This is a genomic window from Lysinibacillus sp. NPDC094403, from assembly GCF_050278745.1.
GTDB lineage: Bacteria > Bacillota > Bacilli > Bacillales_A > Planococcaceae > Lysinibacillus.
Genome location: NZ_JBNNTL010000002.1, coordinates 182,851 through 204,861, shown reverse-complemented (window position 1 = coordinate 204,861; position 22,011 = coordinate 182,851). Strand labels below are relative to the sequence as shown.

The 22,011-nt window shown below is 37.3% G+C and carries 24 protein-coding genes; 1 reads left to right on the top strand and 23 read right to left on the bottom strand.

The features are described 5' to 3' along the window. Position 1: 1 nt before the first annotated feature. The 21 genes from ACQKMV_RS05265 to ACQKMV_RS05165 form a co-directional block, all read right to left on the bottom strand. Positions 2 to 3,217, bottom strand: a complete 3,216-nt coding sequence (locus tag ACQKMV_RS05265; RefSeq protein ID WP_427502722.1) for a hypothetical protein — start codon at positions 3,215 to 3,217, stop codon at positions 2 to 4. A 173-nt stretch (positions 3,218 to 3,390) separates the two neighbouring features. Next, on the bottom strand, positions 3,391 to 3,876 hold the full coding sequence (locus tag ACQKMV_RS05260; RefSeq protein WP_427502720.1) for a phage tail assembly chaperone: 486 nt from the start codon (positions 3,874 to 3,876) through the stop codon (positions 3,391 to 3,393). A 58-nt stretch (positions 3,877 to 3,934) separates the two neighbouring features. After that, on the bottom strand, positions 3,935 to 4,378 hold the full coding sequence (locus ACQKMV_RS05255; RefSeq protein ID WP_427502719.1) for an endoglucanase: 444 nt from the start codon (positions 4,376 to 4,378) through the stop codon (positions 3,935 to 3,937). A 53-nt stretch (positions 4,379 to 4,431) separates the two neighbouring features. Continuing rightward, the gene (locus tag ACQKMV_RS05250) at positions 4,432 to 5,832 is read right to left on the bottom strand and encodes a phage tail sheath subtilisin-like domain-containing protein (protein ID WP_427502718.1); all 1,401 of its coding nucleotides are present in this window, start codon (positions 5,830 to 5,832) and stop codon (positions 4,432 to 4,434) included. Between the two features lie 3 nt (positions 5,833 to 5,835). Then, on the bottom strand, positions 5,836 to 6,021 hold the full coding sequence (locus ACQKMV_RS05245; protein ID WP_427502717.1) for an oligoribonuclease: 186 nt from the start codon (positions 6,019 to 6,021) through the stop codon (positions 5,836 to 5,838). Then, on the bottom strand, positions 6,018 to 6,863 hold the full coding sequence (locus ACQKMV_RS05240; RefSeq protein ID WP_427502716.1) for a hypothetical protein: 846 nt from the start codon (positions 6,861 to 6,863) through the stop codon (positions 6,018 to 6,020). The genes ACQKMV_RS05245 and ACQKMV_RS05240 overlap by 4 nt, the downstream gene beginning before the upstream one ends. Continuing rightward, complete coding sequence (locus ACQKMV_RS05235; protein WP_427502715.1) at positions 6,860 to 7,282, bottom strand: hypothetical protein; 423 nt, start codon at positions 7,280 to 7,282, stop codon at positions 6,860 to 6,862. Before ACQKMV_RS05235 ends, ACQKMV_RS05240 begins: the two co-directional genes overlap by 4 nt. After that, positions 7,282 to 7,662 carry a hypothetical protein gene (locus tag ACQKMV_RS05230; RefSeq protein WP_427502714.1) on the bottom strand — a complete coding sequence of 127 codons (381 nt, stop codon included), beginning with the start codon at positions 7,660 to 7,662 and terminating at the stop codon, positions 7,282 to 7,284. The genes ACQKMV_RS05235 and ACQKMV_RS05230 overlap by 1 nt, the downstream gene beginning before the upstream one ends. Beyond that, positions 7,662 to 8,015 carry a hypothetical protein gene (locus tag ACQKMV_RS05225; protein WP_427502713.1) on the bottom strand — a complete coding sequence of 118 codons (354 nt, stop codon included), beginning with the start codon at positions 8,013 to 8,015 and terminating at the stop codon, positions 7,662 to 7,664. The genes ACQKMV_RS05230 and ACQKMV_RS05225 overlap by 1 nt, the downstream gene beginning before the upstream one ends. A gap of 13 nt (positions 8,016 to 8,028) precedes the next feature. Then, positions 8,029 to 9,087: a hypothetical protein gene (locus ACQKMV_RS05220; RefSeq protein WP_427502712.1), complete on the bottom strand. Its 1,059-nt coding sequence runs from the start codon at positions 9,085 to 9,087 to the stop codon at positions 8,029 to 8,031. Then, a complete protein-coding gene (locus ACQKMV_RS05215; protein WP_427502711.1) occupies positions 9,087 to 9,488 on the bottom strand; it encodes a capsid cement protein in 402 nt (133 codons plus the stop codon). The genes ACQKMV_RS05220 and ACQKMV_RS05215 overlap by 1 nt, the downstream gene beginning before the upstream one ends. Positions 9,489 to 9,501: 13 nt before the next feature. Then, positions 9,502 to 10,686: a hypothetical protein gene (locus tag ACQKMV_RS05210; protein WP_427502709.1), complete on the bottom strand. Its 1,185-nt coding sequence runs from the start codon at positions 10,684 to 10,686 to the stop codon at positions 9,502 to 9,504. Continuing rightward, positions 10,683 to 11,057 carry a hypothetical protein gene (locus ACQKMV_RS05205; protein ID WP_427502708.1) on the bottom strand — a complete coding sequence of 125 codons (375 nt, stop codon included), beginning with the start codon at positions 11,055 to 11,057 and terminating at the stop codon, positions 10,683 to 10,685. The genes ACQKMV_RS05210 and ACQKMV_RS05205 overlap by 4 nt, the downstream gene beginning before the upstream one ends. After that, on the bottom strand, positions 11,057 to 12,019 hold the full coding sequence (locus tag ACQKMV_RS05200) for a hypothetical protein (RefSeq protein ID WP_427502707.1): 963 nt from the start codon (positions 12,017 to 12,019) through the stop codon (positions 11,057 to 11,059). The genes ACQKMV_RS05205 and ACQKMV_RS05200 overlap by 1 nt, the downstream gene beginning before the upstream one ends. Then, positions 12,016 to 13,512, bottom strand: coding sequence for a phage portal protein (locus ACQKMV_RS05195; protein WP_427502706.1), 1,497 nt, complete (start codon positions 13,510 to 13,512; stop codon positions 12,016 to 12,018). Before ACQKMV_RS05195 ends, ACQKMV_RS05200 begins: the two co-directional genes overlap by 4 nt. Then, entirely contained in the window at positions 13,505 to 14,932 is a 1,428-nt protein-coding gene (locus ACQKMV_RS05190; RefSeq protein ID WP_427502705.1) for a terminase B, read from the bottom strand. The genes ACQKMV_RS05195 and ACQKMV_RS05190 overlap by 8 nt, the downstream gene beginning before the upstream one ends. Next, positions 14,925 to 15,878, bottom strand: a complete 954-nt coding sequence (locus tag ACQKMV_RS05185) for a terminase small subunit (protein WP_427502704.1) — start codon at positions 15,876 to 15,878, stop codon at positions 14,925 to 14,927. Before ACQKMV_RS05185 ends, ACQKMV_RS05190 begins: the two co-directional genes overlap by 8 nt. A 124-nt stretch (positions 15,879 to 16,002) precedes the next feature. Then, a complete protein-coding gene (locus ACQKMV_RS05180) occupies positions 16,003 to 16,473 on the bottom strand; it encodes a hypothetical protein (RefSeq protein WP_427502703.1) in 471 nt (156 codons plus the stop codon). A gap of 146 nt (positions 16,474 to 16,619) precedes the next feature. Next, entirely contained in the window at positions 16,620 to 17,114 is a 495-nt protein-coding gene (locus ACQKMV_RS05175; protein WP_427502702.1) for a hypothetical protein, read from the bottom strand. A gap of 162 nt (positions 17,115 to 17,276) precedes the next feature. After that, a complete protein-coding gene (locus ACQKMV_RS05170) occupies positions 17,277 to 17,558 on the bottom strand; it encodes a YjcQ family protein (RefSeq protein WP_427502700.1) in 282 nt (93 codons plus the stop codon). A 284-nt stretch (positions 17,559 to 17,842) separates the two neighbouring features. Then, a complete protein-coding gene (locus tag ACQKMV_RS05165) occupies positions 17,843 to 18,079 on the bottom strand; it encodes a DUF3953 domain-containing protein (protein ID WP_427502699.1) in 237 nt (78 codons plus the stop codon). Between the two features lie 439 nt (positions 18,080 to 18,518). On the opposite strand from ACQKMV_RS05165, the gene ACQKMV_RS05160 reads away from it, so the two are divergent. Further along, positions 18,519 to 19,715, top strand: a complete 1,197-nt coding sequence (locus ACQKMV_RS05160) for a hypothetical protein (protein WP_427502697.1) — start codon at positions 18,519 to 18,521, stop codon at positions 19,713 to 19,715. Positions 19,716 to 19,807: 92 nt separating this feature from the next. On the opposite strand, the gene ACQKMV_RS05155 is transcribed toward ACQKMV_RS05160, so the two are convergent. Then, complete coding sequence (locus tag ACQKMV_RS05155; RefSeq protein WP_427502696.1) at positions 19,808 to 20,245, bottom strand: LuxR C-terminal-related transcriptional regulator; 438 nt, start codon at positions 20,243 to 20,245, stop codon at positions 19,808 to 19,810. Between the two features lie 328 nt (positions 20,246 to 20,573). Next, on the bottom strand, positions 20,574 to 21,896 hold the full coding sequence (locus ACQKMV_RS05150; RefSeq protein WP_427502694.1) for a PIN-like domain-containing protein: 1,323 nt from the start codon (positions 21,894 to 21,896) through the stop codon (positions 20,574 to 20,576). Positions 21,897 to 22,011 lie beyond the last annotated feature (115 nt).

Below are 22,011 nucleotides of genomic sequence, written 5' to 3'. Positions count from 1 at the left end.
ATCACCCCGGTACCATCATATTTGAGAAAGCTTCAGTTACTTTATCAGCCAATTTAACGCCAATAGCATCTAAAACTTCATCAGAAAGATTACTTAAATCAACTTGCCCATTCTCATTGGCTTGGACAGTTATTTGTACTTGCGGGATAATATCGCCTACACTAATGGATGCCACACCATTCGCTGTAGCTATATCGCCATAGCCTTTTATAATATTCCCACCAACTAAGCCACCGTCTGCATACGGTTGAACTCCTAAAGCCGATGCAGCTCTGTATAGTAATTCTCGGCCACGCCCTTTACGACTTGGTGATAATGGAATAATAGCTTCCGGACCAGCTTCTCCAACTAGTCCCATGTGCGGACGATTGATTAAACCACCATTTGCGTATGGCACATATCCACCGCCACTACTTCGTGCTGGTCCTGAACTACTTTTTGATCCTGCAGGTGCTGCAGAGGGTAAAGAAACATTATTGATTCTTGTTCGTAGACCATCAATGGCACCTTTTAAAGCATTCACTTTTTCTGAAATGCCCGCGAATGACGATACAGAAGCGGATGCCTGTAGAGTACTAATAATTAATGCAGACATACCAGCATTCAAAAGAATCCCCTTCGGTGCAAGTGGTGAGTAAGTGCCATTAACATAAGCATTAGATTGCGTTAATGTCATAGTCAATGCATCCATACTAGCACCTAATATCACACCTCTAATTTGTAATGGAGCAAAAGTGCTTTTTAAACTTCCTGTTACTTCACTACTTGATTGCACCAAATTATCAAAGTTTGTTTTAAAAGATTTTATACTCACATTCACTTCCGCGAATGATGTTAAGACGTTATATACGCTTTGATGTAAAGCGCTCGTCACATCTTCTAATTTCTTAGCTAATGCTTGCGCTTTTTGTTCAATCAATGCACTACTACCGGTGCTTTCAATGTTTGTTGAGGGTGTATATTTTGTAGTTGATGCAGGTGACTGAGAATTAGAATCTTTTGCTGTGACTTCTGCTGCAGAAGCGGTTTTGCTACTAAACAGACTACTAATTTTACCAATAATCCAGTTACCGAATTTTTCACCACCATAGGCTCCTCCAATGCCCCCTCCAACACCTCCAATAATTGTACCTGCAAGTGTTCCAAGAGGTCCTAAAAATGAACCGAGTGTAGCTCCACCACCAGCACCTAATTTTGCACCTGCCCATCCTCCAGCAGCACTACCAGCAATCCCACTCCAAGAAGAACCTCCACTTAATCCGTCAAAAATAGAAAGTACAGCTCCAATAACAGGAATACGCTTTGTCCATTTACTTACGCCTTTAGGAATCTTAAAATCTTTTATTTTATTCATAAATGATTTTGGTATTTCTTTCGCTTTATCCATAAAGGATTTATTTTTAGGTGATTCTTTTTTGTAGCTTACTGATTTTGTCTTACTGTCATCTGGAGATTTTTGATTTTTCGTTCTTCGTTTAGATTGTTCGGAATAATTACCTGTTGTTGGTTTTGTGCTTGGTGTTTCTTTTGTTTTTGTTCTGCCAAATTTATCGTATATATTTTTACCTTTAGACAATACATATTTACCACCTGATAAAATTGGCTTTAAAAATTTAAAGGCTCCCCAACCAGCTAAAAAAGTAGGTACTGCAGCTGTTAAAAATGAGCTACCGGTCTCTTTACTGAATAAACCTTTATCTTTTCGATTGTTTTCAACATCACCCCATAGAGTACCTAAAATTCCAATACCTTCTTTAAGAGCAATCCCCATACCTTCTATTATGGCTTGCCCCATTAGTTTACCTTTATCAATCATGAATGGTTTACCTGTAGAGTTCCACCATTCACTAATAGCAGGTTTAATATTTTCATCCCACTTTTTCTTTACATATGCCTTGGCATCATCAAAAATAATTTCAAATTTTGCTCCTATAGATAAATCATGTCCATTAATATCTTCTGCCTGTGGTATTTGTCCACCTTTTCTAATTTCAAATTGATTTTTAGGCTTAAATAAGTCATTCAAATAATTGAATAATCCTTCACCTTTTGTAAATACGATATCAGAAAAAGCTTTACCCGCGTCACTTACAGTCTGCTTCCATCTGGCCCATGTTTCTTGATTTTTTTCAAGCCATAGGTTGATTTTATCAAGACGAGGTTTCATAGGTTCCAGGAACCCAGTACCTATGGATCGAAATAGCGAACTTCTATATCCTCGTAATGTTGCAAGGATACCTGATGCAGTCTTAGATAGCTTTACTGCACCGTCTTTAAATGATTTTTCTACTTCATTTATAAAACCATCATACCCGCCCATCTTTTTTAACTGCTCTTTTGTAACTTTCATGCCAAACCCCTTCATCATCTCAAAGTTACCCATTTGAGCGTTTCCTAGTGCTAACATTGCATCTTCTACAGTTCTACCAGGGGTTAATGATGCCATGTCTGAAGTTATCTTTAATAATCGTTGCGCTTTTTTTACATCACCATTCGTGATACTTATACCATGTGTTAGAGCTGGGAATAACTCTGCAGAGCTAAATGGTGTAGTATCAGCAAATTGCCCCATCCACTTTGTTAATTCTTTAGCTTGTTTTATATTACCTCCAAGCCAATGGGTCATAGATACCTCATACTCTTCCCATCTCATTGCGGCACCTACTGTAGCATCATTAAATTTTTGAATACCTACGTACGATAGAGCTACCGTTATCATAGCTGGAATACTTGTGATAGATCGTCTGATACCACCTAATACTCGAGTAGCCCTATCAATAGCCTTTATAGTAAATGTGACAACCCTAGCATTCCGAATGTTATTGAGTTTGCTCTGTACATAACCGATCGTCCTTGATGCTCTATCTCGAACACCTATCTCAATCATTTGTTTACGTCGTGCAATACGCTGCATAAGATTCGCTTTTTCTTGCATGCGCTTTTCAACTCGGGACATCTGCTTATCAACATTTGTGCTTACTTTGGCGACTTCTTTACTTGCTGATGCGGAGGCAGTTTTTACTTTCTTCACTTCTTTTTCTAAATTAGAAGCACTCTTTGTTGCGCTATCAAAATCACTGATACTTTTAATCTTTATATCTTTTCCAAGCTTTTTTTGAAGAGCTAAGATAGCTTTTTCGGCTTTTTGAATCTCTTCAGTATAGTTATCTTCAACTGTGATAGGTATCTCTATTCGATATACTTCTTTACTAGACATTCAATCCACCTACTTTCTACCATTTAAAATTTCTGCTCGTTTTCTAGCTATCTCGTTCTCTCTTTCCAACGCATAAGTCATTGATGCATAGCAAAATCGCTGAATATTTTTCGGTTTGCTTAATATTTCGTCCGGAGTTTTACCAGTTCGTTGAAAAATCTCATGCAGAAGGGTTATTCTTCCTCCTGCACCGATGAGTTTTTTAACATGTCCTCCGCTTCAAGCATATAACCTGAAATGTCATCAATTACTTGTACTACTGCTGATTTTTCGCCAGCTCTAAGTACCTTTTCAATTAAATGCATGCCCGTTAATGATCCTGTTGCGTCCCAATATTTTTTGTTATCCCATAAACGAGCTCTATCTTCTTTTGTAGTTGCTTCATAAATTAACATTGCTCGCATTTTCGGATGATTCGTTTCGATAGGAACCTTGATTCCAGCTTTATTATTTTTAAATTTCGTTGCTTTGTCTTGAATTTCATCGTATTTTTCTTCCGATACTGGCTGGACATTAAAAGTAAACAAAGTTTTTCCTTTTCTCGAAATGACAATTTCTTTTGTTTCCTCTTTGTTATCCTCATAAGCACGTAACAATCCGTCAATGATGCTTGGTTCCATTTCTAATAATTCTTCATTGTCTAGATTTTTATCATTCATTTTTCATTCGCTCCATTTCTTTTGTAATAGAAAAAGGCGCCTACTCAGCGCCGTTAAATTATTTTTTATGTGATCGTAAAACACCTGTGAAATTTAAGTCCGGTAAGCCTTTCCCACCCTTTTTAAAACCATTCAGAATCTTTACTAATAACATGTCATTTACCACTGTTTCTTTAAATGTCAGTGTAAAGGAGTAGCCTGTTGTAATACCCCAAATAACCCATCCAGCAGCGGGTTGATAATCAGCCGTTTCAAATGACATTTGTGCTTGCCATTCATTGACAGCAGCTAAAAAATCACCATCCTCGTTGTATAGTTCACCATCTACACCATGTAGGATATTTCGTGGATCAAATTCACCTGAATCTAATTCTTCTTGTAACTCAGGTGGCATATTAACACGAAACGACCAATCACGTTGTAGTACTTCCCCCGGTGCTACATTTGCCACATCGATTGTATCTGTAGGAATGCAACGGCGGAATACATAACGTCCATCCATCTGTAAAACCTCCTAAAATTAAAAGAGCCACTTTTTAGGCGACTCTCATTTTTTTAATATTTAAATCCAAATGCAAGATAAGCTTTTTCAAGTCCATCTAGGTCAACTAAGTTATCAAATGTAAACCATGCTGAATCGCCTTGTGGTGGTGTTTTTGGATCAACTATCATTGCTCCTGATTCCAATCCACCATCTTCAATCATTTGATTGATTTCACCATTTGCTAAAGTAATAACATGTTGGCGTCCATCGGCATTATTGTCTACATTGTTAGACATAGCCTTATCCACTTTGCGAACAATACGGTCAATTAACTCATAACGAGTTCGCATTCGTCGTATCTTCTTCCAACCCTCATCTTCATCCTCACCAATTGAAACAAGTGTGTTAATACCGTAATCAATTTGCGGAATGCCATCAGAGTTTAATGAAAATACCATTAATCCATTATTGGCCGCTTCGATATATTCTTTAGATTTTAATTCTCCAACAACTTCAATAGCACCATCAATTGTATTTTTAGTAAGACTAGATTTATAGGATCCAGAGATCATCATCCCCATAACACGAGCAGCAGCTAAAGCACCTTTTAATACTCGAGTTGTGGTACGTACTGCATTGCCAATATAGACGATGGCGAAATCATTAAACGCCTTCGCTTTCTGGATTCTAGTGTTAAAATCATCCTCTAGGTCATTTGCAAACACCGCTGACGTGCGATACCCTTCCTGAATACGACGACGAATAAATGCTTGAGCAGATGCTTGTAAAGCTGTATTTTCAGTATCTAAAATTAATGAATCGAAGAATTTTGTTTCCAGGAGCGGCATAGCTGATGTGTAATCTTCGGCTGTGACTGTTGGGTCACTTCCTCCTGCCAATGGTTGGCTCACAACAGAAGGCAATTTACCATCAGCTACTTTTTTAACATCTAAATAAGCACTCTTAGCAAGCACCTCTGTTAATGCAAGTGTCTCATTGTCACCTTCTTCATAACTATAGCTTTCTAGTTGTCTGCCTTCTTCGGTTACAATAATTTCACGCTTTGAAGGGTCTAACGCATCTCGTAATGTCACTTCAAACTTGCGTGATGATGGATATTTGGTTGTTAATTCAACATTTCCTGCAGATGTCTCAGAAACTACGAGTTTTCCCTTTGCTCCTCCTTTACCAACACGAACTGTATGCATAAATACCGCTCCACCCAAGAACGCTTCTTCTAACAATTCAGCAACAAGACCAGATCCGATTAACTTTTTTAGTGTAGCTGGATCATTGTCTGATGCCTCAATTGTTTGAACTGTCTCAAGTGGTCCCCAATTCGATTTAACAAGTGCTGCACCTACACCCAGCGGGCGAGCATAACTTTTATAACCACCAGCATTGTACCAACGCACATAAACATTTGGACGAGCTTTTTGCTCACCGAGCTTAAACATTGCTCCAATTCCCATGTATTACACCTTCTGTCCTTTAAATTTTTTGATTGCAGCCTTTACCTGGGCGCGAGTTAATTTATCACCTTCGACAAGGGTTAATGCACCGGCCAAAAATTCAGCCGATACCTCAAACACACCTGCAGCTGCTAAGATCTCATCACGACTGAACTCTTGTTCAGGTACTTTTTTTGTTTGCATTGTCATTTATGCACCGCTCCCTTCGCCTTATCGCTATCATTTGTATATACATGACGTAGCGGATTTCGTGGTCTTTCTTTTAAAATTCCATATCTAACTGACAGATGTATTTGTCCTTGTTTAAAAGGATCGTAACCATCATTTACTGAAACATTTTCAAAATTCATCGGTGACTTATCAGACATGTAGGCTCTGTTATCTAATAACAGTTGGCGGGCTACCATTTCAGATACCTTCTTCCGCTTTGCAACATCCGGATTGATTACATGCCCTTTAAGCGTTGCAGTAATCCAAGCGCCCCATGCTGTTGGGTCTGTTGCTGTGATAGCCTCCTGACGCCAATATAATGCTGGACGTTCATCTGATGGCTTCCATGTAGCAGGATTAGTTTGTAAATCTATGAATTTCATGCTTGAATAGGCAGTCATTGTTGTAACCGGATCAGGTTCGACAGGTTCATGAACAAGCCAAGATAAAGAATGTACTTTGAAGCTTAAACCTCTAGTTAGTGCATCCCATTCTTCATCTACAATATCCTCTGTAGAGCCAACAAATTCGATATAGAAAGGTTTACCAGCCACATCAAAACGTTTTTTATCAATAACTTTTTTTACTTCTTTTGCAAGATTATCAACGTCCTGAAATGTTGTCCGCTTCACATAAGGCCATACTTCAAAATCAATAGAAAAATCCGCATACTTTTCTGTTTCAGTTTGCGGACCTTCTCGAAGTACTAGGCATGGCTTCTCCATTTTTGGACCCGCTGCTGAAGGTTCCCACACCTCACCTTTAACAGTTGCAACACCTTCAACAAGCAAGTCATACAACGCTCCACGTACTGTTGTCATGACTGCCAATACCTCCTGATAGCATTTTCAATTTCAGCTTTAATCTTTTTTGCTGTATTTTCAAGTACTGGATTAGCTTTAATACCTTTTACAGACTTAACAAAAATGGTTTTACCGCCAATTTCGAACCTTAATGCCTTTTTGTTTTTAGGTGTAATTGGTCGTTTGTTTGGACCGTAAATACCTGTGCCAAGTTCATGATACATACCAACCTTAGAACCGTGAGCAACATATACTGTTGTTCCTTTGTCAGTTTTATCAGCTCCACCATGTATAGCTGCACGAGTTGCACCGGTGCGGTCAGTCCAACTAGCAATTGATTTCGCTTCTGATTCTAGCTTTTTACCTAGATGCTCACCAAGTGCATGTAAACCAGCAACCTTCCTATCCAACTTTTCTTTAAATGAATGAAGCGGCATTATATCACCCTCTCTAGCTCACCTTGATACCCAACTACCTCGCCATTAATTTTCTGAGGATAAATAGCCTTCACTAGATACCTAATACCATCTACTAAAAATTCATCTTTAACGGTTGAACTTGCTTGTATGTCCGCTTCAAAATCTGCCAATATACCGAAATACGTGTCCGTTTGCTTCTCCCCAGCAAGAGTTGTAATAGCTTGGGGGCTAGATGAACCCGAGTTAAAGATACGAACAACAAAAGGGCCAACATCAATGTTTTGCTCATCGATGTAGCCCTGTGCCTTTTTCTTTATTGTTCGGTTAATAGTAATCGTAGTGGGATTTTGCTTGATGTTCCATTTTGTATGCTTTCGTCGCATTTCTACATGGTCCATCACATCACATCCGGACCCTTAAATTTTAATAAAAGACTAGGTTGTTGTTCTTCCACTTCTTCCGATTGATCTTTATACTTTTGAGCCATCCGCAAAGCATGTGCCAACCTATCTTGTAACTTTGTTAATTCATACTTTTCATTACCTGCAGAATAACCCTCGATGTCACCTTCGAGTAAACCAGCCTTTATGGTCCATCCTTCAGAAGCGGCATAATAGATACTCTCAGATTCTCGTAACATATCATCCAATTCAGCATTTGAAAAAGTTGTTTCCTTATCTGTGCCGCCTTTTGGAATCCTGTCATTAATCATTTTCCGAAGTCGTTCACGTAAAGCAACTGTCGGCTCCATCTAACTCACCACCTTATCGCCCTGGTAACGTGATTTCTTGAACGTTTTCCTCAACTGCAGCAAATACTCCACGCCAGAAGTCTCCAACGACCTGAGCTTCAACTAGACGAGTCAAATCGCCCATCGTTGCATTGATTTGTAAAGCTTGTTTGATTAATTCTTTAAACCCACGTTTCGGACGGATTAGATATACCTTGCCTTGTGGAACACCTTCATAAACCTCTGATTTTTTAGATACTTGTGCTTCCCAACCATCGTAATAGATGATGTCGTTAATACCAGTTGTAGCTCCATATGGCGTCGCTTGTAGTGTCATGCTACTCAGTGCATCTTGAATATCTTCTTTATGAGCTGAATTGGCAAGAAGGACGGTTCCTGGACGCTTTGCAGTACGAGCATCCTTTAGGCCTTGGCGTAACGTAGCACGTAATGACAAGATGTGGTGTGCGTCTGTAGCTGTGCCAGTACTTCCATCTGGTTTTACAAAAACAGGAGCGGTTTTATTTGCTGCTTTATAGCTATGTTTTAGAATTGGTGCTAGGTGCAAATGATTTAACAAAGCGTTGTGTGCCTCTCCAAATGCTTTATTTAGCAATTCAAAATTAAATGTTTGATTAAACATTTGCATCTCTTTTGTATACTCGAATCCAGTTGCATACCCTTTGAGTCGAGCGATTGGTCCTTGTTCAGCTTGTAGGCTACCAAACTTAACTTCTTCACCTTCTAAGTGTTCAAAGAATACCACAGTACCATACTGCGCCCATTTCGCTTCAAATTCACGCGGGAAGTTTGGGTCCTGCAAAGTTTCATAAATCGGCTTGTAAAGGACAGGCACATCCTCACGCCCTAATTCAACATCAAGAACCACTTTTTGGAGCAATTCTTTACGAGATGTTTCAGATGTCATCATTTCACCGATTGGCGTTGATAATTCGTAAGTCTCTATTTCCCCATTAACAATTTTTTTCGTTACTTCAGATTGTTGTCCATTAATTAAAAAAGGAACCACCGCTTCGTGAGTTCCTTGTCGTCGTTGTTCTTTTAATGTGTCTACCGAGTGTACCCTTGCCATTATGCATTGCCTCCTTGTGGTGCTAAGATGAACCAAATAACGCCATTAGCATCTTTGCCTTGTGTTACTGTACCAGCAAAGCGAGCTGTATCACTTTTTGTTTCAGTGAATTTGCCTTTATCAAAATAGATTTTCGTTCCCAATTTGAACGATTTTGTTTTTTCAATTTGATCCGTTTCGTATTCAGCTTGTTCAATGTTTAAAATAACCTCTGATGTTTCACCAGTTAGCGTTTTAACAGACTGCATAGCAGAACCGAAGAAACCACTTATTTCATAAAAAAGTCCCGCTTCAATGGTTGTCTTTTCAGTAACTGGCACTCGAACACTTTTACCGTCACTAACTTTTGCTCGATACGCATTATAAACTGTGCTTGGTACTGGTTGTCCTGTAAATGGCATTTAAATTACCTCCTTATAGCGCTGTACGCTTTGTTTTTAGTCCCTGTGGTGTGTTTGCATTTCCACTCAGGTTACCTAATCCAGCATGCTTTTCAGTGTGATAAGCACTGATGATATTCTTTACAACTCCATCATTCAGGAATGAATCCATTTCACTAGCAATTTGATCTTTCGTCATATCAGCTGTAATTGAGTTCGAATGATATGACCATAGCTTTCCGATTGCTGTTTCAGTATTCAAAATATCTTTTCGAACATTCTCAGATTGAATTTTTGTATCTATCATTTCACCGATAATCTTCTCAACTCCAACATTTCCTTGCTCTTTTAAAGCTTTGGCCGCTTCATTAGCAAGGGCTACAACATCCATTTCTCCTGAAACACCAAGTGCTTCTTCGACTTTTTGCAATTTGTCTACTGATTCAGTAAGGTTTTTTACCCAATCAGCATCAATATCTGATGCAATTTGCTCTGGTTTCAAACCCATTTCACCAGCAATCATAGAAAAGGTAATTTGTTTATTTCCCAACATTTCTTTCAAAGCATTTAATACATCTTCTGGCTTCATGCCAGCACCTCCCTCATAGTATTCCATTTCACCTGTTGGTCCTTCTCCTTCCAAGTCCCACATTTCGCCAGACATTGCCACAATTCGAGTATTCATCCCCGCTCGATCTAGTGGTGTCCAGTCAATTGACATTGGCTCATACCCGATAACATTGGTTTCTCCCGCTACTCTTTGAAGCTTAGGAATACCAAATATACTTACTTGCCGTATTCGCTTTGATCTAATCCAACGCTTTAAATCTTTGGCCGATGCATCGACTATGCCACGAAAAAAAGCAATCTCTCCTACCATTTTTGCCCCGACCCAATGGGTAACAGGTGGTAAGAATTGATTGCTTACGTCCTCAGCCTTCTGGTGGCCAAGGAAACCATTTAATGTTTGTGTGTTAACCGCATCAACAATATTTTTTAGAGAATTGGCGGTATAGTTCCATCCGCGTTTCGATTTAGAAGCGGGTATTTCAACGATAACCTCAAGTGGGTCGTCATCTCCTTTTTTTAATTCATTCACATCAACTCCAGGTGCAGTTGGAACATCTTCTATCCTCATTTCCCCGGCAATATTGCCAAACAATTGAAAAATTTTGTTTTTCTCTTGTGCCATTTCGCCACATAACATTAAGTATGTCATGATCTCACCCCCTCTCGATACGCTGTTAAAATACCCGATGCAATACTTTCGATAGCTTGTTCTTCTGGTATATGATTGTCACCGTCATATTTAAGAGCAGCAAAATGCAAGTGTAAAAGCTCATGTATTAAAGTGTTTTCCATGTCTTGCGGCTCCATATTGTCAGGAGGGTAATCGATTGAATCAAGAATCTTTATTGTAGCCATCTTCTTCTCGATAACCCAGAACACCTCTCCTTGTACTCCTTCTAAACCCATATCACGTTCTCTAACGAGCTTAATCGATATGATCCAATCTTGAAGGCGTAACCGCTTCTGCCATTCGAGTAATTTTTGTTGTAATTGATCTTGAGTAAAAATGACTTCTCGCACTACAACGCCCCCATTTTATAATGTTGTTGGTACCATTGTTCAATGTCTTGCTGTGAAATCGGATTATTGGTCCACTCAATCAGTCGGTCCACAAATGAGTCTGTATTCTCCAACTCCGGTGTAAGTTGACACATGCAATTAGGATGTGCAGGATAGTCGGGCAATTCATCAAATCTATACACACCCGCTCCCATACCGTTGTCATTTGATGCATTTTCTTGACACTTTTTGCATGCAGTATTTGAGTTTGATGTGGACCATTTTATTCCTTGGGCTGATGGTAAGGTCTCAGCTGACATTTTGGAGCTTACACCATAAGCGCCCATGATTTCGGTCCTTGCAAGGCGTAACGCTTCGTATGATAGGTCATCCGGAACCATGTGCCCAATTCGTTCCATCATGTTAGGATACTCACTCACCAAAGTGCCAGCACCTTTTTTGACGTATTGCTGCATACGTTTAGCAACCTCAATTGGATGCTCACCATTTTGTATCCCATCTTTAGCTAATGTGCCTAAGATATTGTTTATCCGCTTGCTATGCCCCCATATCCGCTCCGACAAATTCAATCCTTTTATTCGTCGTCGCTCCATTTCGTCAACAGCTCGCTCGCTGATACGGAAAAAGGAGCTAATAATTGGTTTAACATTTATATTCGCTTTAATTAACAAACGTAAGGTGATTTCTCGTGATTGGTGCATACCAGCATTCACACCGACAATAGCAGAAGCCGAAAACACCGCTTTTAACTCTTTTTCAGTGATTACAGCATTCTCAGTAATAATTGCGTCAAGTAGCTCCGGAAGAGCATAATAACGTCCTTCCGCTTCTAGTTGTTTAATTTTCTCAATCAACCTATCTAACGAGCGCAAAACAACAGCGCGTACCTCAGCATCTTGCTTCAATACCCGCTCTAAGATTAATTTTCGTGATTCAAGTTTTAGCTTTTCGAACTCGTTCATGCCGCATCGCTACCGATCTGTTTAATGATCTCCAACAACTCTTTTTCAAGTTCTGCAGAATCAGGCATTTTCGTCTTGGCGATTAACGATTTGAGAATACGTTCCCTTTCTCCTGCGCCCTCTTCCTCCTCATACTTGTACATGGTATCAATAAATTTAGACAGGAAATTTACTGCTGATTCATCAGAAATAACATTAGCTTCAAGTGCCGCTTTCAATGCATTCACAACATTGAGCAATTCCTCACTAATTTCTTTTGATGTACGAGGATCAATATTTGTCCACTTCAATTCTGTGGCAAACGTCTCAAATGCGATATTTTCTGATTGTGCGGTCATTGCTAATACAATTCGAGCCAACCGCTTCCAGCTGTCTGCAAAATGCTCTCGTTTACGCTCAATGGAGCGAATTAGAATTGGCATTTGTTCTTTAACAGATGAAAGACTAGACGGTGTATGCACACCAAACACAAATTCCGGTGTTTCAGAAGTATCAACGATACAGTAGAAAAGGAATTTTAGTAACTCTTTGGCGTCACCAATTGCCGATTTAACCTCTATAAACTCCGCTTCATCTTCTGGAGCTAACAATAGCATTTCATGACCATCTAACTGTATAGTACCTCCATCCTTAGCGAATTTAACTGGATCTGTAATACCAAAGTTATTCTTTAAGAACGTTGTAACTTCCTTAATTTTAAGTTTTAGACGAGGTGTGCTGTGCATTTTCGAGCCTTGCATAGCATGTAACATAACATCATGATAGGCCTTTAAAAACGGCTCAATTGGCTCTATATCCGACTGTCCAAACAACCCTTCGTCTCCTTCATTTTTGAAGTGAATTATCGGAATGAAGTCCCAAGGAAGCGGGATTGTTTCGGATTTTACTCCTGGAGGATTATCTCCATCGACTTCGATAATACGTTCTCCCTTCCGGATACGTTGTGTGATTGTTGCTTTTTTCTTGTCACCTCGTTCGTCCTCCCACTCATGAGCGGAAACTAGCTTATACTCATATATTGCACCGGTTAAAGGATGGCGTAATATATCCTTGACCTGTCCAGGAGGGATAATGTTATATACCAGTCGGGTTGTTTGCTCTGGATAGAGGGCTGCATCTTCTTCCTCCTCTCGGGTAAACCAAACAAAGCAATCACCATCTCGTAATGAATCACGTATGGTTCGTTGCATATTAGAAATGTTATTTTTAAAGAAGGTATCTAATATTTCTCGAGCTTCTTTATCTACAATTTTAAATTCAGGTATCCCCATGAAACTTACTGTATTGTTGATAACGGATTTAGCAAACCCTGCACCTAACTTGTAATCATCATGCGTGTTGTAATAGAGTTTTTTCGCCATTTCATAATCAACACGGCTACTGTCTAGCTTATATCCGCTTCCTACTGATCCAGTGGAAATACCGAAGCGGCCCATAATGTTATCACGTAGCTTTGACATCTCACCTACGGCTTTGTTCCACCATTTAGCCATATACTCTACCTCCTCTCAATAACGCAGCAACATCGTCAGCCAGTGGTTCTTGACCTGTCTTAGCAAATGCCAATACAAGTGCGTCGGCTCTGTCCGGAGAACGTAAACCACGTTTTTTCATTTCTTTTTTGCTTTCCAATCGAATCTTACCTTTTGAAGTTATCTCATATTTTCTTGTAGATAACTGTCCAACTAAATCATCGTCATTAGGGATTTGAATGTCACCATCATGAAGCAAATCGCGTACAGTTGCCCATGCCTCCGAACCCCAATTATCATAATGCTCCGCTTCAATTGCTCTTCCACCATTGTGGCAGTCAATTACTGTTATATGTAAGCCATCTTCGCTTACAACCTCACGTAATCGGTCAGTTACTCCGCCACCGACACCATCATCATCGACTTTGATAATACAAGATGGTCGCCCAAATTGAAGCATCAGTTCTTTAGCAAGCTTTATGGTCTTACCAGCCGTTGGCATTGTATCCTGTTTTGAATACGTTTTAATAACAGGAACGTAGTTGCCTATACGGGGCACAATAACTGTTTCATCATCACCGAACCTTGCAACGTCTACACCAATTTCTAATGGAGCGGATTCAGGTATTACTCGTATGCCATCTTCATTAAAGTAGACTTCTTTAATAGTGGCCGCTTCTACTTTTTCAAGATGAATAAATGTATCCGGTTCAGATTTTGGAAACTCACCGAAGACACGAACACGAACAACATCACTGTCTTGTCCATATTTCCGAATAAGACGCGCTATGTTTTCTTCACTCGCTCTAGAAGAATCATAACTCGATACCTTATGTGTCTTGTAATCAGTCCTGTCACGATGATGGGAATCATAAAAAACCCCACTCGTTCGAGTCGGGTTACCGCACATCAATAATTTGTTTTCAGCGCCTGAGAGTGTACCAAGAATAGCCTCCATGATGTTATCTGCTACCCCTGACGCTTCATCAACCACAAATAGCATATAATCTTCGTGGAAGCCTTGCATGTTTTCAGGCTTTGTAGCTGTACGGGCAGTCGCAAACCAACGTTCCTCATTACCCGTCATGTAGACCTTCGTTTTGGTCCATTTAAGAAAGTTTTTGACGAGTGTTCCTTCTAGCCATTTTGCTATTTCAGCCCATAGCACATCGTTTAACTGTTGCCTAGTTGGAGCTGTGCATATCACCTTTGGATTAGGACGACAGCAAAGGTACCAGATGACCGTTACCGCTTCAAGACCCGTCTTTCCAACCCCTTGACCGGAGCGGACACTTACAAAAGGATTATGAGCCAGATCATTTAAAACATTACGTTGCCACTCGTCAGGGTAAAACTCTAATATGTCCTCGGCAAAAGCCACAGGATCATCCCAATAAACGTCGATAAGGTCAACTAGTACATTGTAAGGCTTGTTACTCATGAGCCTTCACCTTGCGTCTTTCAGCAACTTTGCCGAGTGCAGCCACCCAATCTTCGGCACTTTGATTTTTATTGCCAGCTTTGATGTTCTCTATTTCTACCTTTGTCTTATCGATGTTCAACTTGGCTTGCTCACTCTGCAATTGTTTACTTACGGTTTCATCTAAAACATCTGTATATTTTGCCAGCATAGCAAGTGCAGCCATTTTGTCGGCAAGTTTGACACTTACACCATCTTTTCCTTTCTTCACTTCGGTGATTATCGTGCCATCTACTTCATGTGCTTCTTTTAAACCTACAAAGGAATATTCATGAGTTTCTTCTTTAAATACTGATTTACCTTCATCATCCTCTCCAGCATACTCTTTACTGGTATATGTTCTTGTACCGAAATCAACAAAATCTGTAATATCAGCAAAAGCAATATCGATGTACATTTGAAGTACGGTTCGAGCATTTAACATTATCCCATTTGCGAGCTCAGCTTTGAGTCTGGCAATTTCGTCTCTCACCTTATCATTTCTTAGCAAACGACTGCCGTTGGACATTGCAGAAGCATAGTCACAGCCATACACTTTTTGATAGGCCTTCGTAGCATTCCAGTACTTTGTATAGTACATACAAAAAAGCAACTGTTGGCTGTTGAGACCGTCACTTGGTACGATTTCAAACTGTACAGTTGCCTTTGTTTCCGCTTCCGGTTGAGCTTTGCTCCGCTTCGGGTTCTTTTTTACGGAACGTTCCGTATTATTTGCCTCTTTCTTTCGGAACGTTCCGTTTGATTCTTCTTCTAACCTATCATCCCAACGGTCTTTATTTTTCCATCCTCTTACTGTACCTTCTGCTACACCTAATCGCTCAGCAACATCCTTTAATTTAATATCACCATTTGCAGATTTATACAGTTCATAGGCTTCATTACGTTTTGGATCTCTAGCTCTAGCCATATCTCATATATCACCACCACCTCTATCAATATGTTTGTTTTGTAATCATCCCTTTATGCTAGTTGCTTTTAAAAATAAAAAAGCTACGCGATTATTGCGTAGCATAAAATGTATACATATAAAGTTATCGATAAATAGAAAAAGCACTTTTAAATATCTTTTCTACATCCTCTTGCGTGAAGATAACATCTGTCATTATTTCATTAACAATATCTCGATATACCCAGGTAGGCGTTTCATTAACGTGACCCAATAATAAATTATCGAAATGAGCATTACCTATTCGGTTCGAATTTAGATATTTGATATTTACGTTTACAGTTCCGTAGTAACCACCCATTTTTTCTACTTCTTCAGCATAACCACGAATTTCAATATCGCCAATAACTATTTGCATTTCATTTCCTTTTGCTGAAAACACTTTGCTGCCATCAAATTTATCCTTAGCCAAATCATAAAAACTTTTAAACATATCCCAAAGTTCCGCTACTTTCTTCGGGTAACTCTCTTTGATAACCCTTTCAATATACGCCTCACTCTTCTGAGCTTTTACAAACTCGGAATGTTTCTTTGCAGCTTCATCTAACCAATCCATATTATCACCTCCTATCTACCCAATAATAAACCAAGAGATGAAATATATGTAATAACTTTTTGCTCTCAAAAGTAAATACAGTTGCCCTAGCAGTCAAGCGGAGGAACTGCTCGATACTCACTTTTTAGGGCAAAATAAAAACATCTCTATTGTTGAGATGTTTTTAATGTCATATTAACTTCTGTACTTGTTACTGTGTGTTTTATTCTTTTTCTATACATATTTCCATTCCCACTACGGAAAAATCCATAGATGGTTAAATTTTCACCAGTTGAGTACCCCATACTGATTAACTCTTGATTTATATCATTAACTAATACTTGATAGTAAACCACATCGGACATTTCTACTTTTTCTCTAGAATCATTACCTTTAATCACTAATTCCTTTTTTCCTTTTTTTATACTAAACCCTCGTCCTATTACAGTTATTGAAACTGATCTTTTGTTAAAAAGTTTTATGTTGTACTTTGGAAATCCACTACTATTTTCTTCTTGGAAATATACATTCCCTTTTTGATAACTATTCGTTATAACTGTCCACAAACTAATGCTAACAGCACTAAAAGTTAAAATAGCTAAAACAACATTAACAATTACTCCAATAATTGACCATTCATTACTTGATAAGCCTAGAAACATTTAATATCACCTCCAACCCAATCATAATCCAAGAGAAAAAATATATGTATTAATTTTTTGCTCTCAAAGCCACACCAAACTCGGCCCTTTCATCACATTAAGTTTGGGCTGTTTGATGCAGTTTTCACAGCAAAATAAAAACACCCCGAAGGATGTTTATAATTAAAACCATTCTCTTATTTCATTTGTGCCGTTATACGTTTTAGCAAAGGCACTATTTTCACGTAAATAAATCTCACCCTTTTCTGTTAAGGAAGGACCTATTTTAAATAAATGAGCTCTATCTCCAGCCCAAAAATCACCGACCAAATACTTTTCTCTAGACAAAAAACCAACAGCCTCATCAAACTCATCTTCGGTTACACCAAAGCTATCTTCTGTTAAGGGTAAGTTATTTGATTCTATTTCTTTTAATATTGCATATCGTAGTTGTTCCTTGTTCATATTGTCACCTCCCATTTAATAATAACTTGAGAGATTACAAATTTAAACAATTCCAACCATAAAAAAATTCAAAAAATCATTACCGTACTAGGTGTAAGGCTCGTCTACTGAGGTAAAATATTTAATTGTCGAGTTAGCTCACTTGCGAAACCGTGGTAGAGCTGTACCACGTATATTTGTAAAGCAAATTGTGTTTTTATTTATAGTGCATTTCCGTGCACTTGTTACTCAGTAAGTTTGACTGAATTATGGAAAGTGGACGAAGTTCACACAATAATCACTCCTTATTTAGTCCATATGAAACTTTGAATTGACACATATACTGAAAATAAAAATAGCCCAATCAGTAACCAACCATAAGCTTTTCTCTCTCTTTGAAATTCTTTAATTCCTAAAGTTAGGCCAAATAAACCTAAGAAGAATATCATTAGGAAATTCAGCTGAAAATCACGTGTGATAAGCGAATAAGCTGAGAGTGATATTGCTATGATTCCAAATACAATTTGTAAAATTTTCAGCATAACTTTCTACTCCTCTTTAAATTTCATATTTATTTATCATACAATAAAAAAGAGATTATGTAAATAACTGTAAATTTTTAGCCTTTTATATTAATTAAGATACCTAATCTCTTAAAAAATATGGGCCGGCCAAGTTTGTCGCGCTCCGAACTAGTCTGCCAAGCGTAGGTCGGTTGTCGGTCGGTCTTTCCCTAATATTTAGGTTTTTATAAATACCAAGGGAGAAAAACATTGCCGCGCCGTCCTGCCTCCAATTTTACAAGATAAATTTTCTATCACAAACTATCGTACATGTTTTACATTTGTTCCTTTTGTTACATCTGATACATTTGCTCCAAGATCTTATTAAAATAATCTTGAGTATAATTAATGATAACTATTTATTTTGAAAAAATGTTAAAATGAATTGTACATTTTAACATTTAAGGGGTAATTTACGTTGATTAATAATAGTATTGTATCTAAGAGTAAACAATTAGGACTGTATACTTCTATGTATTTATCAAAAGATCTATGGTTAGAAAACTTAGAAGGTTTTGAGAAAGAACAGGCAATTGATATGATGTCCCAAAATCTTGAAGGTATTGAGTATTTATTGAAATTATTAAAACTAGATTTTAACAAATCTTCTTTCTTAGATTCCATTCAAAATCATGACCGTGATTCATTAATAGATGAAATTACATGGTTCTTTCAAAAAGATGTATTCGGAAAGCAACTCAAAAATAAATATGGGCTTTATGCTAGCTTAGTTTATGCTATTGCTACTTTGACTACATTAAATAAAGGGGTAGTATCCTCTTTAGCATTGGATGTTACCTATGATTCTTTAGATGATATAGACGGCTGGTTCGAAGTGGTTAAAGAATCTATATATTCATTCTTTTCATACCTAGATTATATGAATTCAAATATAAACAATATCAAAAACTTTCTTCCTGAAATTTTGCCAATGGTAAATGATATTAATAATTTAGAATTTATTCATGAAGAATTCACTCTAGAAAATTCAAATTTTTACTTAGAATATTTCAAAACAATTAATAAAATTTTTGACCGTGCTTTAAATGCTTTAAGTCCGTCCTTTTTTGAACAACAAGATAGAATAGAACGTGGGAAAGAACTAATTAATAATTTATTGGCATGTAAACCTGGTAAAAGACATTGGCAAGATTATGAGGAAATTTGTATAAAAATATTAAATTTTTTATTCGTCCCACCTTTTTCTGAAGTTAAAGAACAGTCTAGAACTGATTCTGGTGATACAAGAAGAGATGGTGTCCTACCTAATAATAAGTATTCGGGTTTTTGGGAAATTATTCGACATGAATTTCAAAGTAAACATATTATATGTGAGTTTAAAAATTACACCAATGATGTAAGCAAAGATCAATTAAACCAACTAAGAATTTATCTTTCCAGACCAACAATTGGTAGATTCGGTATGCTTTTTTTAAGAAAGAAACCAACAAAAAAGCTTTTAGAAGCTAGAAAAAGAGCCTATGAAGAAAATAACATATTAATTTTGTTATTAGATGATGAAACCGTAGTAGAGATGATAAAAATGGCCATTTATGCAAATTCAGCTGAAAAAGTACTTGAAGATTTAAAAATACAATTCGAACTAACTTACTAAATTATTATTATCCATACACTATATATGATTAAAAAATAAACCTTGAAAACCTTTTAAATGGCCCCCAAGGTTTATTTTATATTATTCCCGCTCTATTCCACTATCATTTGATTCAAAATGTTATTTCTAACCCTGAATATCGTTGTACTAGAAAGCTTCATGTGCCTACCAATGGCTCGCATGCTATCACCATCAAGCAATCTATGAAGAACCTCAACCTCTCTATCACCTATCACGTAAGGAATGCGTTTTTGCACCTCTGCAATCTTTCGCTCGTATTCCTTAATTCGATAATTTAGCGAATATACACGACGTTGCACCTCAATAAAGACTGGATCACTTGTACTACTACTTGCCTTTGGTAGTGTTGCCTCAATTCCATATAAAGCTGTTTTAGCCCCAATGTAGCTGTTGTTATCCACCTTTGCTACTGGCTGTCTAGCTTCTTCAATCGACTCAATCATCCAGCTATAATCCTCAATCCACTGCAACAAGTTTCCTTTCGTTACCTCTTTCTGCCCTTTTAACATAGGTTTGCCCTCCTAAGTTGTGGTATAATGATATTGAATAAATCCTCAAAGGGCATAAACCAATTCTGAGTTGTAGCGTGTGTCGACGCTGCGGCTTTTTCTTTTCCTTAAAACGTTTATTAATTAAATAAACATGTTTGTAACTTCCTTATTTCCGCCACTCCTTTAATAGAATAAAAGAGGCACCAACAAAACAGGTCATTTCCCTGTCTGTTAGTGCCTCCGGTTTTTTCCGTCAAGGCTTTTATTTAATTGTTGATGAAGTATATCTATCCTTTACTTTAATGGAAAATTTGCCACCTCTACTTAATTTAATGACTAAATTCCATTAATCATTCATTTCATATAATAAATCAGCATGTTTACTTCTCATTTTATTTAATGCTTCCGTTATGAAATCTAGATGTGTACTACATTTTAAAATTTCCTCTTTTAAAAGTTCCTTTTCTATAATTTTTAGATCCGTTGTTGGCACTGGATCATCTGAGACTAACATATTGTAGGAATCTTCTTTTCTTTGTAAACTGTCTACTAAATACGTCTTACGCCGACTAAAAATTCCTATTTTCAGTTCTAACTCATTTAATTCTTGTCTTAAAAAATCTTGTCTATATGAATCCTTATTAGGAGAAAACTCTGTATCGTTAGCTTGTTTTAAAACTAAACTATTTGATGTTTCCCAATTACTTAATGACCTCAATGCTGAATCTAATTTGTTACTAAATACTGGATCATCTAAACGAGATTTTGGAGCTACCTCATTTTCGATTAAATCTATTGTTTCTTCAGATTCTGAAAAATTGTTTAGAAAGCTATTTGCATTTAACATATAAAAATCAGCATTAGCCACTCTATGCATCTCATTTTTCAATTCTGCACGGGGACCAATTGTTTTGCGTTCACAACTGTACCACCAATCTTCTTTATTATCATCTGTGATAAACACAACTTTATTTATATTCTCAACGCTCGCTTTATCCAAAATTTGATTCCAGACAATTAAATCTCCATATTTCTGCTCAAACTCTATATCATTATAATACGTCACTTCGGTTTTCTCTGAATCTTCGTATCCTGGAGGAATCTTACGTTCATATCTAATTGCAGCATCTTTAAGTTTTTTATTTAATTGCTCTTGAGTGTAACATTCTCCAATTCTGCCCTCAAAAATTATAGCTATTTCAGAAGCTAAATCTTTTTCCAAATCTAACATTCCATATAATTCTTCAACCTTTTCGACTAGTTCATCGTTAAATGTTGATAACTTTTCTTTAATAAAATCGTTAATCTCACTTTTCTTAGATTTAGCATCAGTACTTTTTAGACTAACGTCTGTAATATGCTGACATAAAACATTAATATTTTTTTCTACGGTTTTATGTATATCCTGTTTCCGTTTCTCTTGACCATTCTTTAATTTCTCAATAACACTCCTACGATTTAAATTAAACTCTAGTCCCACTTGATAAGGCATCCAAATGTTATTACTTATATGATTAATTGCTTCAATCAACTTAGTCCTGGTATCATTTGAATAACGATAAATATTTAAGAGTGTATTTGTATCGAAAATTACAATCGTATCTTCCCCTAAATTTTTAAAATCTAATTTTTCATTAAAGAAAAACTCACGAAAGACTTCTGAAGTCATCTTAATCCTCCTATTACCACTTTTACTTAAATTATCCCATAATCCTATTATAAGTAAAAGCATTTACAGATAGTTACGTAATAGAAAATTAATTATTGGTTATAATAAAAAACTA

Bases quoted from the DNA above. Each gene is read 5' to 3' on its own strand.
- ACQKMV_RS05245 (WP_427502717.1), bottom strand. From the start codon at position 6,021: ATGACAATGCAAACAAAAAAAGTACCTGAACAAGAGTTCAGTCGTGAT.
- ACQKMV_RS05225 (WP_427502713.1), bottom strand. From the start codon at position 8,015: ATGGAGCCGACAGTTGCTTTACGTGAACGACTTCGGAAAATGATTAAT.
- ACQKMV_RS05210 (WP_427502709.1), bottom strand. From the start codon at position 10,686: ATGACATACTTAATGTTATGTGGCGAAATGGCACAAGAGAAAAACAAA.
- ACQKMV_RS05185 (WP_427502704.1), bottom strand. From the start codon at position 15,878: ATGGCTAGAGCTAGAGATCCAAAACGTAATGAAGCCTATGAACTGTAT.
- ACQKMV_RS05250 (WP_427502718.1), bottom strand. From the start codon at position 5,832: ATGGGAATTGGAGCAATGTTTAAGCTCGGTGAGCAAAAAGCTCGTCCA.
- ACQKMV_RS05230 (WP_427502714.1), bottom strand. From the start codon at position 7,662: ATGGACCATGTAGAAATGCGACGAAAGCATACAAAATGGAACATCAAG.
- ACQKMV_RS05265 (WP_427502722.1), bottom strand. From the start codon at position 3,217: ATGTCTAGTAAAGAAGTATATCGAATAGAGATACCTATCACAGTTGAA.
- ACQKMV_RS05215 (WP_427502711.1), bottom strand. From the start codon at position 9,488: ATGCCATTTACAGGACAACCAGTACCAAGCACAGTTTATAATGCGTAT.
- ACQKMV_RS05255 (WP_427502719.1), bottom strand. From the start codon at position 4,378: ATGGATGGACGTTATGTATTCCGCCGTTGCATTCCTACAGATACAATC.
- ACQKMV_RS05200 (WP_427502707.1), bottom strand. From the start codon at position 12,019: ATGAACGAGTTCGAAAAGCTAAAACTTGAATCACGAAAATTAATCTTA.
- ACQKMV_RS05155 (WP_427502696.1), bottom strand. From the start codon at position 20,245: ATGTTAAAAGGGCAGAAAGAGGTAACGAAAGGAAACTTGTTGCAGTGG.
- ACQKMV_RS05170 (WP_427502700.1), bottom strand. From the start codon at position 17,558: ATGAACAAGGAACAACTACGATATGCAATATTAAAAGAAATAGAATCA.
- ACQKMV_RS05165 (WP_427502699.1), bottom strand. From the start codon at position 18,079: ATGCTGAAAATTTTACAAATTGTATTTGGAATCATAGCAATATCACTC.
- ACQKMV_RS05175 (WP_427502702.1), bottom strand. From the start codon at position 17,114: ATGTTTCTAGGCTTATCAAGTAATGAATGGTCAATTATTGGAGTAATT.
- ACQKMV_RS05235 (WP_427502715.1), bottom strand. From the start codon at position 7,282: ATGCCGCTTCATTCATTTAAAGAAAAGTTGGATAGGAAGGTTGCTGGT.
- ACQKMV_RS05260 (WP_427502720.1), bottom strand. From the start codon at position 3,876: ATGAATGATAAAAATCTAGACAATGAAGAATTATTAGAAATGGAACCA.
- ACQKMV_RS05180 (WP_427502703.1), bottom strand. From the start codon at position 16,473: ATGGATTGGTTAGATGAAGCTGCAAAGAAACATTCCGAGTTTGTAAAA.
- ACQKMV_RS05195 (WP_427502706.1), bottom strand. From the start codon at position 13,512: ATGGCTAAATGGTGGAACAAAGCCGTAGGTGAGATGTCAAAGCTACGT.
- ACQKMV_RS05190 (WP_427502705.1), bottom strand. From the start codon at position 14,932: ATGAGTAACAAGCCTTACAATGTACTAGTTGACCTTATCGACGTTTAT.
- ACQKMV_RS05150 (WP_427502694.1), bottom strand. From the start codon at position 21,896: ATGACTTCAGAAGTCTTTCGTGAGTTTTTCTTTAATGAAAAATTAGAT.
- ACQKMV_RS05240 (WP_427502716.1), bottom strand. From the start codon at position 6,863: ATGACAACAGTACGTGGAGCGTTGTATGACTTGCTTGTTGAAGGTGTT.
- ACQKMV_RS05220 (WP_427502712.1), bottom strand. From the start codon at position 9,087: ATGGCAAGGGTACACTCGGTAGACACATTAAAAGAACAACGACGACAA.